Raw genomic sequence first — 17,841 nt, 5'->3', positions numbered from 1 at the left:
TTGACGACCTACCGTAGGTCGTTTTTTGCCCCTCCCCTTCGCCCCCAGTTTAAGGGGTAGTTCTTCCCATGAAAAGCCCCCAATATTCGGGAGCGAAAAGATCCCGTGTTTCGCGCGCTTTTTCCTTGGACCAAGTTGGAGTACTTCGATGGCGGTCTACCAGCCCTTCGAGTCATCCCTCTCCAATCGCTCTCCCCTTCGTCTCCTCACTTATCCATAGCCTTCTCAGCGAGCTTACTTAGAAGTCTTTTGGACGGAATCTGCATGTGAAATTAAAGGCGAGAGCAGAGCTCAACGTTGGATAAAGCCCTATCTTTACAGTACAAAATAGACTGTATGATAACGATAGACAACCTGCGACCCCTGTTAGTTTCCTTGGGATATGAGCAGACGAAGGGCATTACCGAAGTATGGGCTCGCTCCTTTGGCGCCTCTTCTTCGGAGATAGCGGTAGACTTCGGATGTGAAGCGATATGCTACCCAGAGGATTTGAAGATACATCGTAAGACGACAACCAACTTCTCTCAGCCAGAGAACTTCGTGGTCTTGGAGTGTATTACTCGCTTGCTGAGCTTGGGCTATACCCCTCAACAGTTGGAGCTGGAGAAGCCTACGCCTAAGGGGCATGGGGAGTCAGGCGGACATTGTGATATCATCATTCAGAATAATGAGGGGGAGGTCTTTGCTCTCGTAGAGTGTAAGACGATGGATAGCACGAAGAGCGGTGATGAGTTCAGTCGTGCATGGAGCTATATGGAAGAGGATGGAGGGCAGCTCTTCAACTACTTCAATACCTTCCGTCAGGCTACAGCTCTCTGTCTCTATGCCTCGGATTGGGTCGAGGGACGCTGTGTCTATCAGAGTCGTATCGTCAGTATCCAGGATAATGAAGGCTATATCCAGGCAAGCGGTCTCCCTGGGTACGCTTCTGTGGAGGCAAAGAAGGGCGGCAAGGAATCCTACTTCAAAGTATGGCGAGATACCTATGACTTAGACTATAGCCCCGTAGGCTTATTCGAGGAGGGGACGAAGCCCTTTACCATTGGGATGCGAGTGCTTCGTGCAGAGGATCTCAAGGATGCCGATGGCTCAGATATTCAAAAGAAGTACCATGAGTATGCGACCATCATGCGCCAGCATAATGTGTCGGGGCGTGAGAATGCTTTTGATAAGCTCGTCAATCTCTTCCTGGCGAAGATCGTAGATGAGACGCGTAATGGTAACGCACTCAAATTCCATTGGGGCGGAGCTGCTACCGATGACTATTATAGTCTGCAAGACCGACTGCAGAAGATGTATAGTGAGGGGATGAATGAGTTCCTTGGGGAGCAGGTGACCTATATTGATGAGCAGCAGATCAGCTATGCCTTCACACACTACTTAGGTAAGCTGGATGCGACGAAGGATGCTGTACTACAGTACTTCCGTCAGCAGAAGTTTTACACGAACAATGACTTTGCCTTCCTCGATGTCCATAATGAGACGCTCTTCAGACAGAATGCTGAGATCCTGAAGAAAGTCGTGGGCATGCTCCAGGATATTCGCCTGCGTACCGAGAAGCCCAATCAGTTTCTCGGAGATCTCTTCGAGGGCTTCCTTGATCAAGGCGTCAAGCAGAATGAAGGGCAGTTCTTTACTCCCCTGCCTATTGTTCGCTTCATCGTCTCCTCCCTACCCTTAGAGACGCTACATGCTGAGCGGGCTGTCCCTAAGGTGATTGACTACGCTTGCGGGGCTGGGCACTTCCTCAATGAGTATGCACAGCAGGTTAAGCCCTTTATCTCAGCCTTAGGGGTTGCAGAGCAAGATTGCTACAATGCGATCTATGGTATCGAGAAGGAGTACCGACTCTCGAAGGTCGCTAAGGTCTCAGCCTTTATGTATGGACAAGAGGGGATCAACATCATCTATCAAGATGCGCTGAAGAAGCATGAGCGTATAAAGGAGGGAAGTTACTCCGTACTGATAGCCAATCCCCCCTATAGTGTCAAGGGCTTCTTAGAGACCCTGACCGAGGAGGAACGCCTGCAGTATGAACTCAATATCTACGTGTCGGACATCAGTGCGAATAATAGCATTGAGGTCTTCTTCTTGGAGCGAGCGAGCCAACTGCTACGCTCTGGCGGTGTCGCTGCCATTATCTTGCCCTCCTCTGTCCTCTCTAATGGGAATATCTATAGTCGTGCCCGGGAGCAGATGTTGCGGGAGTTTCAGATCGTAGCGATAGCTGAGTTCGGTAGCGGGACGTTCGGCAAGACGGGGACGAATACTGTGACCCTCTTCCTCAAGAAGCGAGATACAACAGTTCCCGCGAAGGAACACTATCATAATCGTGTCAAGACGTGGTTCGGTGGAGACTTTGCTTCTGATGATCACTATCAGGATATCCCCCTCTTGGATGCCTATTGCCGTATGCAGGGCATTGATCGCTCCCTGTATGACTCCTTACTTTGCCTGGCTCCTGTGGTGGAGCTGTGGAATCATGAACTGTTCAAGAGCTACCGAGCAAAGTTCGCTGCTGACTCCGAAGCCAAGCGTATCCTCAAGAAGAAGCTGACGAAGAAGTATACTCGTGAGATGCAGACCGAGGAGCTGGAGAAGTATATCCTCACGGCTATTCGAGAGCTGGAGCAAGAGAAGCTCTATTATTATCTCTTGGCAAAGAGTAATGAGCAGCCTGTCCTCATCATCAAGAGTCCTGCAGACAATGCTGCTAACAAGCGCTTCCTCGGCTATGAGTGGAGTAGTCGCAAGGGTGATGAAGGGATCAAATATATCGGTGGTGCCACTAAGTCGGAAGGGGAGGGTGAGCTCTCTCTCATCAAGGGCATTGACTCGATCCAGACCCCTCTCTTTAATCCTCGTGATCTCAGTGACACCTCCCGCATTAATAGCTTAGTGAGATCCTGCTTCTTGGGCGAAGCGGTATCGATCCCCGAAGAGCTCAAGAGCTATTGCTCGACCTTCCGCCTTATCGATATGCTTGATTTCAAGCGCACAGACTGGGATGCAGCCATAAGGACTGTTGTGGTGAACTCTGAGGGTATACAGAGCAGTTATCCTGTTTATTCTTTAGGAGAAATAGTTGATGTGAGAATCGGAGGAACTCCGTCACGTCAAATACCAGAATACTTTCGAGGAGACCATCCATGGGTCTCTATTGCGGAAATGAATGGTGGAATCATTACTCAGACAAAAGAGCAGATTACGGACAAGGCCGTAGAGAAGTCCAATGTTAAACTTATTCCCAAGGGTACAACTTTATTAAGCTTCAAACTGAGTATCGGAAAGACCGCAATAGCAGGTGTAGACTTGTATACGAATGAGGCGATTGCAGGTTTGATTCCTCGGAATTCAGGGCAGGTTTTAGATTGCTATTTGCACTGCTTCTTTAGTGCAGGTGGATTAAACCATTCAACGGTGGGGAATAAGGCTTTTGGCAAGAGCTTGAATAAATCATACCTCGAGAATGATGTTCAAATTCCCTTGCCTCCTATGGAGATACAGCAGGTTATCGTTGATGAGTGCGCTGTGGTAGATGCAGAATATGAGTCGTCACGTGTGACTATCGATGACTGTAGAGAGAAGATTGGTGAGATCTTTTTGGAGCTTGATACCCGTATGCAAAGAGGGGTAGGGATAGATACTCTTCGTGTTGATACAATCTGTGAGTTTAATCCTTCTAAAAGAGAGCTGGCTGGGATGCCATTGGATACTGTAGTTAGTTTCTTAGAGATGGCCTCAGTTAGTAATGATGGATTTGTAGAAGGCGGGCAAGATCGAATTTTGCAAGAGGTTATTAAAGGGAGTTACACCTACTTCCGTGATGGTGATATTATCATCGCTAAGATCACCCCATGTATGGAGAATGGTAAATGCGCTCTGTTGTCAGGCTTGACTAATGGTATAGGCTTTGGTAGCTCAGAGTTCCATGTATTCCGCAATAAGAATGCAGCTGTAAGGCAAGGGTTCCTATTCCACTTCCTTAATAGAGAGATTATTCGTAAGCAGGCTGAGCAACGGATGACAGGTGCGAGTGGTCACAGGCGTGTGCCAATAGATTTTTATAGAGACCTCTCTATCCCAGTGCCTTCGATACAGGAGCAGGATCGTATCATTCAAGAGATAGGGGGGTACGAAGCCGAGATTCGTAAAGCAGAAGCGGTGATGCAGGGAGCTGAGGCTCGTAAGTCAGCTATCCTCAAGAAGTATTTGGAGTAACTACATGCACGGTACTCACGATTGGTGGGAGCGACTTGATGTAGTGTGTATGGGGTCTCTTGTTTTTTTGTATCTTTGTGCGCTGTTTATCAAATAGTACCCCAGCGAGTCTAGAGGATTGACAGAGTCTTATCGCCCAGTACTGGGAGAGTAGTGTGCGCTTTGCCTGTGTCCAATACTTATAGGGTAAGGCCTCCCAAGACGACGTCTCTATACGAAGGCTCGCTTTTCGTCGAATTCATTAACAATAAGACAGAAGGAATGGACACTTTAAGTTTCAAGACCGTCTCTGCAAACAAGGCTACCGTCACCAAGGAGTGGGTAGTCGTGGATGCAGCAGGAGAGAGCTTGGGTCGTGTATGCTCCAAGATCGCTAAGCTCCTTCGCGGTAAGTACAAGCCCAACTTCACGCCCCACGTAGACTGCGGGGACAACGTGATCGTAATCAACGCCGACAAGGTAGTCCTCACTGGTAAGAAGTGGGACGACCGTGTGTATCTCAAGTTCTCCGGCTACCCCGGTGGACAGCGTAGCTTCAGCCCTCGCTTCCTCCAGGCAAAGGGTTCGGATCGCCTCTTCCGTAAGGTAGTGAAGGGTATGCTCCCTAAGAACCGCCTCGGTGCTGCTATCCTTGACAACCTCTACGTCTATGATGGCGCAGAGCACAAGCACGAAGCACAGCAGCCCCGTCTCGTAGACCTCACTAAGCTCAAGTAATATACGCCGTATGGAATTCATCAATGCCATTGGCCGTCGTAAGGCCGCAGTAGCCCGTGTATATGTAGCAGCAGGTAGCGGGAAGATCACGATCAACAAGCGTGACATCTCTACGTACTTCCCTTCTTCGATCCTCCAGTACATCGTACGCCAGCCCCTGGCTACTCTGGACGTCGCTGAGAAGTACGACATCAAGATCAACCTCAAGGGTGGGGGCTTCAAGGGACAGAGCGAAGCAGCTCGTCTGGCGATCGCTCGTGCTCTCGTGAAGATCAACGAAGAGGACAAGCCAGCACTCCGTGCCGAAGGCTTCCTCACCCGCGACTCTCGTGTCGTCGAACGTAAGAAGCCAGGTCGCCCCAAGGCACGCAAGCGCTTCCAGTTCAGCAAGCGTTAATATCCTCGCTCAGGCTTGTCGCCTGAGGGATGTTATCTCGCGTTTAGTATCTAAATTGCTTAGAGCTATGGGCCTCGCCCCAGAAGCAGGCTCGTCCTACCAAGCAGTTGAAAGTAATTCTGTTACACTTTATAGAACGTAAACGAAATCATGTCAAGAGTTTCATTTGACCAACTCATAGAAGCAGGTGCCCACTTTGGTCACCTCTCCCGTAAGTGGAATGCAGCTATGGCTCCATACATCTTCATGGAGCGTAACGACATCCACATCATCGACCTTCACAAGACTGTTGTTAAGGTCGACGAAGCAGCAGAAGTCGCCAAGGGCCTGGCAAAGGCTGGCAAGAAGATCCTCTTCGTAGCTACGAAGAAGCAGCTCAAGGGCGCTGTCGCTGAGCTGGCTAAGGCAGTAGGTATGCCTTACGTCACGGAGCGCTGGCCCGGTGGTATGCTCACCAACTTCGCTACGATCCGCAAGGCCGTCAAGAAGATGACCGAGATCGATAAGATGACTGCTGATGGTACCTTTGATAACCTCTCCAAGCGTGAGAAGCTTCAGATCTCTCGTCAGCGTGCTAAGCTCGAGCTCACCCTCGGCTCTATCGCTGATATGACCAAGCTGCCTAATGCCCTCTTCGTCGTAGACGTCATGAAGGAGCACATCGCAGTAGCCGAAGCTCAGCGCCTGGGTATCCCCGTCTTCGCTATTGTGGACACCAATAGCGATCCTACGAATGTCGACTACGTCATCCCCGCTAACGACGACTCTACGGCTGCCGTAGAAGTCATCGTCTCTGCTATCTGTGGTGCTATCTCCGAAGGCCTGCAGGAACGCAAGGCCGAAGGTAAGGGCCAGGAGAAGGGCGAAGGAGAAGGTGGTGCTAAGCTCGTACAGAAGGGTAGCCGCACCCGCCGTAAGGCTGAGGCTACCTCCGAAGAGGCTTAAGCTCTCTAGCTTCATACGAACTGTCGACAGCTCCTCTACCTCTAGGGGAGTAGATCCACAGGATAAGTCCGAGGATGAGCGAGTATCTACTGCTCGTCCTCGGGTCTTATCTACCAAATCACAAGAACTCTAACTCAATACAAGATACCATCATGAGTAAACTGTTGGAAGACATCAAGAAGCTCCGTGCCCTCACTGGCGCTGGCCTCTCCGATGTCAAGAAGGCTATCGAAGAAGCTGCTGGCGACCTCGACAAGGCTATCGAACTCATCCGTAAGCGTGGTCAGGCTATCGCTGCTAAGCGTGGCGACCACGAAGCTGAAGAAGGCTGCATCCTCGCTGCCCACGAAGGCGACTATGCTGTCATGGTAGGCGTCAAGTGCGAAACGGACTTCGTCGCTAAGAACGAAGACTTCATCAAGCTCGTCTCCTCTATCCTCGAAGTAGCTAAGGCTAAGAAGGGTGCTTCTAAGGAAGAACTCCTCGCTACTCCTATGGCTGACGGCCGTAGCGTACAGGACCACATCACCGAGCGCAGCGGTGTCTCGGGCGAAAAGATGGAACTCGGTGTCTACGAGTTCGTCCAGGGTGTCTTCACGACTTCTTACATCCACCCAGGGAACATGCTCGCTACGATCGTAGCCTTCAACGAAGCTACCGATGCTCAGGTCGCTCGTGACGTGGCTATGCAGATCGCTGCTATGGCTCCTGTAGGCATCACCGAAGAAGATGTCCCCGCTGACGTCAAGGAACGTGAACTTAACCTCGCTCGTGAAAAGGCTCGTGAAGCAGGTAAGCCCGAGAACCTCGTCGACCACATCGCACAGGGTGCTCTGAAGAAGTACTACAAGGAGAATACCCTCCTCGATCAGCTCTTCGTCAAGGACAACAAGCTTACGATCGCTCAGTACCTCCAGGCTCAGAGCAAGAGCCTCACGGTGACCGCCTTCAAGCGTGTTACGCTAAAAGCGGAATAGTCTCAAGTACTATGCTTGCCCCCTAAGGGCAGGCCTCCCTGGCCCCCTAACGCTCCCGCGCTAGGGGGCTAGTGCTTTTATAACCCTTACTCTATCCTTTCCGATGCTTCGCTATCGTCTTTACTTCGTAGGGCTCTATCTCTGCGCCCTCCTCTACATTGCTGCAGGAGTCAATCACTTTGTGAATGCCGAGATGTACCTGCGCACGATGCCACCCTACCTACCCGCTCACGAAGCGCTCGTTGCCCTGAGTGGGGTCATCGAGATCGTGCTGGGTGTGGCTCTTGTCCTTCGCCCAAAGACTCGTCTGCGTGTGTGGGCTGCGTGGGGTATTGTCCTCTTGCTTATCGCGGTCTTCCCTGCAAATATCCAGACCTATCTCAATATGAAGGCCACGGCGGATCCCCGTCTGACCTTCGCCTTGGTGCGCCTGCCTCTTCAGATCCCTCTCATCGCTTGGGCTTGGGCCTATACGCGCCCGATGCCTCAGCGCCCAAAGAAGTGATAGCTTTTCCCTAAGCCGCCTGCCCGTCCCTATCCTTTCGCCATGCGCAAGATCATACACATCGACATGGATGCCTTCTATGCCTCGGTAGAGCAGCACGACCATCCCGAGCTTCGGGGGCTGCCTATTGCCGTAGGGGGAACGGAGCATAGGGGAGTGGTCTGCGCTGCTAGCTACGAGGCACGACGCTTCGGTGTGCGCTCGGCGATGACGGGGGCACTGGCTCGAAAGCGCTGTCCTCAGATCACCTTTGTAGCACCACGCTTTCCCCGCTACAAGGAGGTGTCCCAGGCCATCCACGCTATCTTCCACGACTATACGGACTGCATAGAGCCGATCTCGCTGGATGAAGCCTTTCTCGATGTCACGGAGAATAAGATCGGGGAGCCCTTAGCTGTGGAGATAGCCCGGCAGATCCGTCGGCGTATCCGAGACGAACTCGGGCTCACGGCTTCGGCAGGGGTATCGTACAATAAGTTCCTCGCCAAGGTAGCCTCCGACGTCCGCAAGCCTGATGGTCTCTGTACGGTACACCCAGATCAAGCCTTGGACTTCATCGCTACTCTCCCTATCGAAGCCTTCTGGGGTGTGGGGAGGGCTACGGCTAAGCGGATGCACGAGCTCGGTATCTCCACTGGGGCGGATCTAAGGGAGCGGAGTCTGGAGGAGCTAAGGCGACGCTTCGGAAAGGCAGGGCAAGTCTTCTATGACTTTGCTCGTGGCATAGATGATCGCCCTGTGGTAAGTGAATGGGTGCGCAAGAGCTTCGGGTGCGAACACACCTTCGATGAAGACTCGGCCGAACCCTTAGAGGTCGAAGCTCGCCTTCGCTTAGTCGCCGAGGAGCTCCAAAGGCGTCTCGAGAGGAAGGGCTTCGTAGGGCGTACCTTGACGCTGAAGGTAAAGTTCTCCGACTTCACTAGTCTCACCCGCTCCACGTCAGACCTAGAGCCTATCTCTTCGCTGGAGGAGATCCTCCGCCTTGGCCTCAGGCTTCTCCGTGGGCTGGACTACTCGGCTCGACCGATCCGTCTGCTTGGGCTCTCCCTCTCCAATCCCCCTGAAGAGCAGCGTCCAGGGATGTGGGTACCGCAGTGGTTGCCCTTAGTAGACGCCGAGGGCAGGCCCATCGTCTTCGATTAGGGGGAGGCACTCATAGTCCCGATGAGTAATTAATTCGTACCTTTGCAGGAGAACCCTACGACAGCTGACATGCTGGAGTAGGGTTCGCTATTGTATTTACCTGCGGTATCCGACCGCACCCTAAAGCATAGAGTCCTAGACTCGACCTTCATGACTATGGCATATAACTATATGACACAAGCCGGCTATGACAAGCTCATAGCCGAGATCAACGAACTGGAGTCGGTACAGCGTCCCGAGATCTCCCGCCACTTAGCCGAAGCGCGTGACAAGGGCGACTTATCAGAGAACGCCGAGTACGACGCCGCTAAGGAAGCCCAGGGTCTCCTCGAGGGGAAGATAGCCCAGCTCAAGGCGCTGGTGAGTAACGCCCGTATCATCGACGAATCCAAGCTCTCTACGGATAGTGTGCAGATCCTCAACAAGGTCACCATCCGCAATACCAAGACCGGTGCCGAGCTGACCTACACGCTCGTCTCAGACTCGGAGGCTAACCTCAAGGAGAAGAAGATCTCCGTCAATACCCCCATCGCCAAGGGGCTCATGGGTCGCAAGGTAGGGGATACCGTCGAGGTACAGACCCCTGGTGGTCTCCTACACTTTGAGATCCTCAATATCTCCATCTAGTATGGCTACGCTCTTCACACGCATCATCGAAGGGGAGATCCCTTCGTACAAGGTGGCGGAGGATAGCGAGTTCTACGCCTTCCTCGACATCAACCCCGTACAGCCTGGGCACACGCTTGTCGTACCTCGTCGGGAGGTAGACTACCTCTTCGATCTAGGAGCTGATGAGCTCGGTCGGATGATGGCCTTTGCACAAGGGGTGGCGAAGCAGATCCAGTCTGTGACCCACTGCCGTAAGGTCGCCGTCCTCGTGCTAGGTCTCGAGGTCAACCATGCCCACATCCACCTCGTCCCCATCAATACCGAAGGGGACATCGATCTCAAGCACAAGCTCCAGCTCCCGGCTGAGGAGATGGAGCAGATAGCTGCCTCGCTACGAGAAGCCCGCCTCTAGTGCTCGTCCCTTACCTCATCCCTTCATCTTAGGAGTCCATCATGCGTATCGCTATCGTCGGGATCGGCTATGTCGGTCTGGTCAGTGCCGCCTGCTTTGCCGATCTCGGAGCTGAGGTCTACTGTGTCGATGTAGACGAGGCGAAGATCCAGCGTCTACAGCAGGGCGAGATCCCCATCTACGAGCCAGGTCTAGATACCTTAGTACGCCGAGGCCGAGAGGCTGGGCGCTTGCACTTCCGTACCTCGATTGCGGAAGTCCTTCCCCATGTAGAGATCATCTTCAGTGCTGTCGGTACTCCTCCCGACGAAGACGGCTCAGCGGACCTCTCGCATGTGCTCGCTGTAGCCCGTGCTATAGGAGCAGCGATGACGGACTACTGTCTCGTCGTGACCAAGAGCACCGTCCCCGTAGGTACCTACCGTCGGGTACGGGAGGTCATAGAGGAGGAGCAGAAGAAGCGAGGGGTAGAGATTCCCTTCGATGTGGCCTCCAATCCTGAGTTCCTCAAGGAGGGAAGCGCTATCGATGACTTCATGCGTCCCGACCGTGTCGTCGTCGGCGTCGATAGTGATCGTGCCCGAGACTTGATGACGCGGCTCTACAAGCCTATCCTCTTAAACAACTTCCGAGTCCTCTTCATGGACATCACTTCGGCAGAAATGACGAAGTATGCGGCGAACGCTATGCTCGCCACTCGTATCAGCTTCATGAACGAGGTGGCGAACCTATGTGATGCTGTAGGGGCGAACGTCTCTATGGTGCGCAAAGGCATCGGTAGCGATGCCCGGATAGGGAGCAAGTTCCTCTACGCCGGCTGTGGTTATGGCGGGTCCTGCTTCCCAAAGGATGTACAGGCCTTCATCCGTACGGCCCACGAGCATGGTTGTCCTATGCGTGTGCTCGAGGCAGTAGAGGCGGTGAATGAGGCGCAGAAGCATATCCTCTTCGATAAGTTCGAGCGTTTCTTCTCTGGAGATATACGGGGGCGTCGGGTGGCTGTCTGGGGGCTTGCCTTCAAGCCCGAGACGGATGATATGCGACAGGCACCCTCGCTCATCCTGATCCGTGCCCTACTAGAGGCCGGGTGCCAGGTCGCTGTCTACGACCCGGTGGCGATGACGGAGGCGAAGCGCCATCTTGGGGAGAGCGTCCGCTATGCCCGTGATATCTACGACTCGGCACTAGACGTAGATGCTATCTTCCATGTCACCGAGTGGAAGGCCTTCCGCATGCCTGCTTGGGAGGTGCTCGCACGCTCGGTACGTACGCCCCTTCTGATCGATGGACGCAATGTCTTCGACACCGCTCCTGTAGAGGCGGGCTTTACGCTCCTTCAGATCGGGCAGTAGTCCTGCCTCGGGGGGCGCTCCTCTTGCGAAAGAGTGGCAGAGCCCCTATTCCTTCCATCCCTTTTAGTATGAAGCTCCCTGCGAAGGGAGCTTTGCATTCCTGATCCATTCTCCCTCATACTCGTCTATGATTTCAGTCGATGGTCTCACCGTAGAGATAGGTGGGGCTCCTCTCTTCTCCGATATTTCCTTCGTCATCAACCCCAAGGATCGTATCGCCCTGATGGGCAAGAACGGGGCGGGCAAGAGCACCTTGCTCAAGATCCTCAGTGGCACACGTGAGGCTACCCGTGGCAAGGTCAATGTCCCCTCGGGTGTGCGTGTGGCCTACCTCCCACAGCACCTGCTCACCGAGGACGGGCGCACGGTCTTCGAGGAGGCCGAGCAAGCCTTCAGCCACATCCACGAGATGGCGGCACGTATGGAGGAGCTCAACGAGGCCCTCAATACCCGCACCGACTATGACAGCCCCGAGTACATGGCGATCATCGAGGAGGTCTCTACGCTCGGCGAGAAGTACTATGCCATAGAGGAGATCAACTACGACAAGCAGGTCGAGCTTACCCTCCTAGGCTTGGGGTTCAAGCGGAGCGACTTCTCCCGCCAGACGAGCGAGTTCAGTGGTGGCTGGCGTATGCGCATAGAGCTAGCGAAGCTGCTCCTTCGTCAGCCCGACGTACTTCTCCTCGATGAGCCGACGAACCACCTAGATATCGAGTCGATCCAGTGGCTCGAGGACTTCCTCATCGAGACAGGGCAGACGGTAGTGGTCATCAGTCACGACCGGGCCTTCGTCGACCATATCACTACCCGCACGCTAGAGATCACGATGGGCAAGATCTACGACTACAAGGTCAACTACACCGAGTATCAACGTCTGAGGGCGGAGCGCCGGGAGCAACAACAGAAGGCCTACGAGGAGCAGCAGAAGTTCATCGCAGAGACGACCGACTTCATCGAGCGCTTCAAGGGCACTTACTCCAAGACCAATCAGGTGCAGAGTCGCGTGCGCATGCTCGAGAAGCTCGAGCTGGTAGAGGTCGACGAGATCGATACCTCCGCCATCCGACTCCGCTTCCCGCCTGCTCCCCGCTCGGGGAACTACCCCGTCCAGATGTCCGGTGTCGGCAAGGCCTTCGGAGCGAAGCAGATCTTCTCCGGTGTAGACCTCACCATCGAGCGAGGCGACAAGATCGCCTTCGTCGGCAAGAACGGGGAAGGGAAGAGTACGCTGGTACGCTGCATCATGAAGGAGCTCGAGCATGAAGGGGAGCTGACCCTAGGGCACAATGTCTCCATCGGCTACTTCGCCCAGAATCAGGCGGCCATCGAGGACGAGAACCGCACGGTATTTCAGACGATCGATGATGTCGCCGAGGGAGAGATCCGTACGAAGATCAAGGACCTTCTGGGGGCATTTATGTTCGGGGGAGAGGCTTCCACGAAGAAGGTCAAGGTGCTCAGCGGGGGTGAGCGCACACGCCTGGCCCTGCTGAAGCTCCTCCTCGAGCCCTACAACCTCCTGATCCTCGACGAGCCTACCAACCACCTCGACATGAAGACCAAGGAAGTGCTCAAGCAGGCGCTCCTCCACTACGACGGCACGCTCATCCTCGTCAGTCACGACCGTGACTTCCTCGACGGACTAGTGAGCAAGGTCTATGAGTTCGGGGGCGGGAAGGTCACCGAGCACCTCGAAGGTATCTACGAGTTCATGCAGCGCAAGAAGCTGGAGAACCTCAAGGAGCTCGAGCGCTCTGTTTCCTAAGCCTCCCCAGAGGCTGTCCTTTTGATCCCCCAGAGGTACCACTGGTACCTCTGGGGGATTTCTATTGGTGCCTCTCGGGTGGCGCTAGTAGTGCCTCTTTGGTCTCTGCGAAGTGCCTCTAACCTAGGGCTTGGGGTGGGGGAGGGAGAGCTTGAGCGTTGGGGAACTCCTTGCTCTTGTAGCGGTGGGGGAGGAGTATTGAGGTTTTTCGGACTTCTCATTACCTTTGCTGTAGTTATCACCGACCGAGCTCGTGCCAAGGCTCGGTCCTCATCGATCCCCTATGAAAAGAACGCTTCTGAGCCTCCTGGCTCTACTCATGACGACACTCTGCTACGCTCAGGATCTCCCCCAAGCTACCGTGCGAGACCTCAGCGGTAAGCCCGTCGAGACCTCCACCTTCCTCCAGTCGGGCAAGCCCTTCATCGTGACGTTCTTCGGCACGTGGTGCAAGCCCTGCCTCCGTGAGCTTGACGCTATCCAGGAGGTCTATGCCGACTGGCAGAGGGAGACGGGTGTCACCCTCTACGCCATCAGCATCGACGAGGGCCCCGACATCCAGAAGGTACGCCCCACGGTACACGCCCACGGCTGGGAGTTCGTCGTCCTGACCGATACCAACTCCGACCTCAAGCGGGCGATGAATGTCTCGGCTGTCCCCGCCCTCTTCATCTTCGACGGCTCGGGTACGCTACTGGACCGACGCACGGGCTACGTAGAGGGGAGCGAAGGTCAGATCCTCCAGATCCTACGGGAGACCGTAGCCTCTGCCCCCAAGAAGTAAGAACCCACGCACCCTCATGAAGACACGATACCTCCCCCTCTCCCTTCTGCTCACTGCGCTCCTTCACCCCATAGGAGTCTCCTCGCTCTCCGCCTCCACCCGCTACGAGGGAGAGCAGGAGGGCGAGCGTCGCTGGACGACGAACTTCTCCCTTCAGACCGACTGGCATCTCTCCGAGACGAAGCAGGGATCGGCAAGCCCGCTCTCCGGCATCACCTACCTGGACGGCGTCCTTCGCTCCAAGCTCTTCGAGGTCGGGCTACGACTCGAGGAGAAGCGCCATCCCCTGCCTGGCAGGGAGGAGGAGAAGGGCTGGGGACTCCCGTACTTCTACCTTCGGGGTAGGTATGCAGGCGTAGACCTTACGCTGGGGGACATCTATGAGCAGTTTGGTAGCGGTCTGCTCTTCCGCTCCTACGAAGACCGCTTCCTCGGTCTCGACAACGCTGTGCGAGGAGCTCGGATCAATTATACTTACGGCGAACTGCTTCGCCTGAAGAGCCTCGTCGGTCAGCAGCGTCACTTCTTCGATCGAGGCACACGACTTTTCGCCCGAGACCGAGGCTACTTGGCGGGTGGTGACCTAGAGCTGAGCTTGGAGCAGTTCGTGCCCTCCCTCACCTCTGTCGGGGGAAGTCTCCAGCTGGGAGCAGGCTACCTCTACAAGCACGAGGCGGAGGACGCCCTCACCCTCCAGCGTGCTGGAGGACTCTACGACCTTCGCCAGCCTGTAGGGACTTCCGCCTGGTCGGCCCGTGGGGGCCTTAGTCTCCCCACTTTCAGCCTTCAGCTGGAGTATGCGCACAAGGACTACGACCCCAACCGTACCAACGGCTTCATCTTCCGCCCCGGCTCGGCAGCGATGCTCACCGCCTCCTACCTCTGGGGGCGGAGTAGCCTTTTCGTAGGAGCACGACGGAGTGAGAACTTTGACTTCCGCTCCGACCGCCTCGCCGAGGGCAATGCCCTACGCCTCAACTTCCTCCAGCCCTTCACTAAGCAACAGACCTACACCCTCGCTGCTCTCTATCCCTACGCGTCGCAGGCTAATGGAGAGTGGACCTTCCAGGGCTCGCTCGATACCTCTATCGCTGACCCTTCGGTGGGACGAAAGGTGAAGAGGACGAACATCAAGCTCTACGGCTCACTCGCTATGGGGCTTCGTCGCTCCTGGCTGCTACCAGAGGGGGCGACCGATCCCTTAGCGCCCCAGCTCATGGGGAGCGATGGCTACACCACAGACTTCTTCGGTATGAAGGACCTCCTCTTCCGAGAGGTCGGCATCGAAGTCTCCCGTCGAGTCTCCTCGAGCTATAGCTTCGTGGCCAGCTACATCAACCAAGCCTACAACCAGCGCCTCATCGAGGGGCATGCCACCCGTGGCGATATCATCCACTCCCACATATTTATATATGACGGACGGCACCGGCTCTCTCGGCGAGTGACCCTACGTACCGAGCTTCAGTACCTCCAGACACGCCAGGCCGAAGGGGACTGGCTCTACGGGGGCGTCGAATGCTCCATCCTGCCTCACTTCATCCTCTCGGCAAGCGATCTGTGGAATGTGGGCACTTTGCGCACCCACTATTATATGCTCGCTGCCTCGGGGAGCTGGACACGCCACAGCGTGCGCCTCTCCTACGGCCGTACCCGTGCCGGCATCAATTGCTCGGGCGGGATCTGTCGCTTCATGCCCGAGACTCACGGGCTCTACCTCTCCTACCAATTCGCTCTGTAGTATGTACCGCATTTACCTCTTCCTCCTCAGCCTGCTTGCCCTCGCTAGCTGTGCCAAGGCTCCCTCGGAGTCGGACCGCTGGCGAGGTCGGGGCTCTGAGCCGGAGACTACCACCACCCATCAGCTTCTGCTAGAGAAGTACACGGGGCAGGAGTGTGTCAACTGCCCCACGGCAGCCTTGTTCCTCGAGGGGCTTCAGGCCTCCCACCCCGATCGCCTTATCGTCGTCTCGATGCATGCGGCCTACACGGGACAGACGCTCCCTGAGCTTCGCTCCCCCGTGGCCGACAGCTATGCTAAGGCCTTCCACATACAGCGGGCGATCCCAGGCATTATGCTTGATCGTCACCCCTTCTCCAGCGGGGAGATGTATTCCACTTCCTCCGCTCGCTGGACGAGTGAGATCCTCAGCGCTCTCAAGGCTCCTGCCTCTCTGACTCTGACCCTAGCACTACAGTCGGCAGACGAGGGGAAGGCTTGGTCCTGCCGTGTCGAGGCTAAGCCCGCTAGCTCCGCTTCACCACGGGTGGGGAGCTACCAGCTCACCCTCTGGCTCGTCGAGGACGTCATCGCTCCTCAGCAGACGGCTAGCGGGAAGAATCCCTCCTTCCTCCACCACAACGTCCTCAGGAGCGAACTAGCGAAGGTATCCCTTGAGCTAGGCAAACCCTTCACCGAGACCTTCGCTATCCCCTCCGAACTGAAAGACAAGACCAAGGCCAAGATCATCGCCTTCGTCTCCGACACGAAGACCGAGCGCATCCTCGAGGCACGCCTACAGCCTGTCCCCGAGGCCTCCTCTTCCCAGCCCGAGCGACCTAAGGATCCCAACGAGGATCAGCCAGGGGGTGAGGTGAAGGAGCCGACCTTCGTCGATGCTACCACCAGCAAGCCTATTCCTTCGGGCTCGCTCATAGCTTGTCAGCCCGAGCGCCCCTTGGAGCTCCTGGACGGAATCGCTGAGGTCGCTTCTCCCTATGTACGCCTCCTTCTCCCCAAGGGACAGCAGGGCCCCTTCGATATCGAAGTTCAGACCACCAGCAGTGGGGCGGGACCTGACTCCCACGGCCTCCGTGGTATCTGCCTCGAGTCTTGCCGTACGCTGGAGACCCTCTCCACCTCCTTCTCCCATAAGGGCTACAAGCCTCAGCCCACCGACCTCATAGGCATTCACTACGGGCTGAAGAAGGCTTTCACCCGCAGGGAAGGTACTTATGAGGTGAAGCTCTACCTAAAGCAGTCGGGCAAGACGCTCGCCTCGCTCACCTACCGCTTCACTATTACTGCCAAGGACTTCGCCAAGGAGGCGGATCCTCCCGTCGAGCCTAAGCCCCCCACGCCCGATCCTAAGCCCGACCCCACCCCCGACCCGACGCCCCCAGGAGGGAATGACGATATCCCCGAGGCGCTGAAGACCCATGTCGTCGCCTTCGACTTCACGGGCCAATACTGTGGCTACTGCGCTGCTGCTCTCAATAGTGTAGCTAGGGCAAAGCGCTCCCTCGGCGAGCACTTCCTCCCCGTAGCCATCCAGTCTCGTGGCTACAACAAGGGCTCGGATCTCCTCTCGGAGGACTTCGAGATGTATCGGGGATTCTACAAGCCTACTGGCTATCCGAATATCTTCATAGGGAACAATAAGGAGAAGGTCTACCACGCTTATCTCGAAGAGCGTGCCCGGGCCCTAATAGCCCAGAAGCCTCAGGCGAAGATCCGCTTCTCTGCCACCAACACCGCTACTGAGGTCTCCGTCCACTTCAAGGCTCTCCCCAACAACGGGATGACGCCTCCCCCGGAAGTGCGGGTACTCTTCCTCCTGGTGCAGAGCAATATGATCGCTTACCAGATCAACGTGTCTGACACCTACAGTCATCAGCATGTCCTCCGCCGAGGCCTCAATAATCGCCAGAATAGGTTAGACCCCGGTCAATGGTTCTGGGGCAGTACCTACAGCTACGGGGCAGACTTCTCTGCGACCTTCAAGCTGGAGCAGGCACGCTATCCCGGCTCTATGGCGATCGTCCCCAAGGACTGCGAGGTGATCGCCATCCTTCTCGACGCCTCGACGAAGGAGTTCGTCAATGCTGCCTCCGTCACGCTGAAGTAACCCCGACCTCTCCAGCACGCCTGGTACGCTGGTCGTCTCCCTTATATATAGTGTGTAGCCACGAGGCGTATTCCTATGGGGTGCAGCCTCGTGGCTTTTCTGCTCTTTCCCGATGCTCTTTGGGGCTATGCTCAGTGGAGTGAAAAAGGGATCCACGGTAGGTCGT

The 17,841-nt window shown here is 55.5% G+C and carries 14 protein-coding genes; all 14 read left to right on the top strand.

Annotated features, from left to right (window positions below; genetic code table 11):
- Window positions 1-336: 336 nt before the first annotated feature.
- Window positions 337-4,221 (top strand): N-6 DNA methylase, encoded by a 3,885-nt coding sequence (locus tag HMPREF1556_RS05915; RefSeq protein WP_021667442.1) that lies wholly within the window; start codon window positions 337-339, stop codon window positions 4,219-4,221.
- 261 nt (window positions 4,222-4,482) lie between these two features.
- On the top strand, window positions 4,483-4,938 hold the full coding sequence (rplM, locus tag HMPREF1556_RS05910; protein WP_021667441.1) for a 50S ribosomal protein L13: 456 nt from the start codon (window positions 4,483-4,485) through the stop codon (window positions 4,936-4,938).
- A 10-nt stretch (window positions 4,939-4,948) separates the two neighbouring features.
- A complete protein-coding gene (gene rpsI / locus HMPREF1556_RS05905) occupies window positions 4,949-5,335 on the top strand; it encodes a 30S ribosomal protein S9 (RefSeq protein ID WP_021667440.1) in 387 nt (128 codons plus the stop codon).
- 150 nt (window positions 5,336-5,485) lie between these two features.
- The gene (rpsB, locus tag HMPREF1556_RS05900; RefSeq protein WP_021667439.1) at window positions 5,486-6,280 is read left to right on the top strand and encodes a 30S ribosomal protein S2; all 795 of its coding nucleotides are present in this window, start codon (window positions 5,486-5,488) and stop codon (window positions 6,278-6,280) included.
- Window positions 6,281-6,432: 152 nt separating this feature from the next.
- Window positions 6,433-7,257 (top strand): translation elongation factor Ts, encoded by an 825-nt coding sequence (tsf, locus tag HMPREF1556_RS05895; protein WP_044125331.1) that lies wholly within the window; start codon window positions 6,433-6,435, stop codon window positions 7,255-7,257.
- A 103-nt stretch (window positions 7,258-7,360) separates the two neighbouring features.
- Window positions 7,361-7,762 carry a DoxX family protein gene (locus HMPREF1556_RS05890; protein ID WP_021667437.1) on the top strand — a complete coding sequence of 134 codons (402 nt, stop codon included), beginning with the start codon at window positions 7,361-7,363 and terminating at the stop codon, window positions 7,760-7,762.
- A 42-nt stretch (window positions 7,763-7,804) separates the two neighbouring features.
- Entirely contained in the window at window positions 7,805-8,905 is a 1,101-nt protein-coding gene (gene dinB, locus HMPREF1556_RS05885) for a DNA polymerase IV (protein ID WP_021667436.1), read from the top strand.
- Window positions 8,906-9,061: 156 nt separating this feature from the next.
- A complete protein-coding gene (gene greA / locus HMPREF1556_RS05880) occupies window positions 9,062-9,532 on the top strand; it encodes a transcription elongation factor GreA (protein WP_044125322.1) in 471 nt (156 codons plus the stop codon).
- 1 nt (window position 9,533) lies between these two features.
- Complete coding sequence (locus HMPREF1556_RS05875) at window positions 9,534-9,926, top strand: HIT family protein (RefSeq protein WP_021667434.1); 393 nt, start codon at window positions 9,534-9,536, stop codon at window positions 9,924-9,926.
- 41 nt (window positions 9,927-9,967) lie between these two features.
- Window positions 9,968-11,278: a UDP-glucose/GDP-mannose dehydrogenase family protein gene (locus HMPREF1556_RS05870; RefSeq protein WP_021667433.1), complete on the top strand. Its 1,311-nt coding sequence runs from the start codon at window positions 9,968-9,970 to the stop codon at window positions 11,276-11,278.
- 127 nt (window positions 11,279-11,405) lie between these two features.
- Window positions 11,406-13,046: an ABC-F family ATP-binding cassette domain-containing protein gene (locus HMPREF1556_RS05865; RefSeq protein WP_021667431.1), complete on the top strand. Its 1,641-nt coding sequence runs from the start codon at window positions 11,406-11,408 to the stop codon at window positions 13,044-13,046.
- 283 nt (window positions 13,047-13,329) lie between these two features.
- The gene (locus HMPREF1556_RS05860) at window positions 13,330-13,830 is read left to right on the top strand and encodes a TlpA disulfide reductase family protein (protein WP_021667430.1); all 501 of its coding nucleotides are present in this window, start codon (window positions 13,330-13,332) and stop codon (window positions 13,828-13,830) included.
- Window positions 13,831-13,846: 16 nt separating this feature from the next.
- On the top strand, window positions 13,847-15,568 hold the full coding sequence (locus HMPREF1556_RS08730) for a DUF6029 family protein (RefSeq protein ID WP_021667429.1): 1,722 nt from the start codon (window positions 13,847-13,849) through the stop codon (window positions 15,566-15,568).
- A 1-nt stretch (window position 15,569) separates the two neighbouring features.
- Complete coding sequence (locus HMPREF1556_RS05850; protein WP_021667428.1) at window positions 15,570-17,675, top strand: Omp28-related outer membrane protein; 2,106 nt, start codon at window positions 15,570-15,572, stop codon at window positions 17,673-17,675.
- Window positions 17,676-17,841 lie beyond the last annotated feature (166 nt).

It is taken from the genome of Porphyromonas sp. oral taxon 278 str. W7784 (assembly GCF_000467855.2).
Taxonomy (GTDB): Bacteria; Bacteroidota; Bacteroidia; order Bacteroidales; family Porphyromonadaceae; genus Porphyromonas.
The sequence above is the reverse complement of the archived record's forward strand: the minus strand, read 5'-3'. Positions and strand labels throughout refer to the sequence as shown.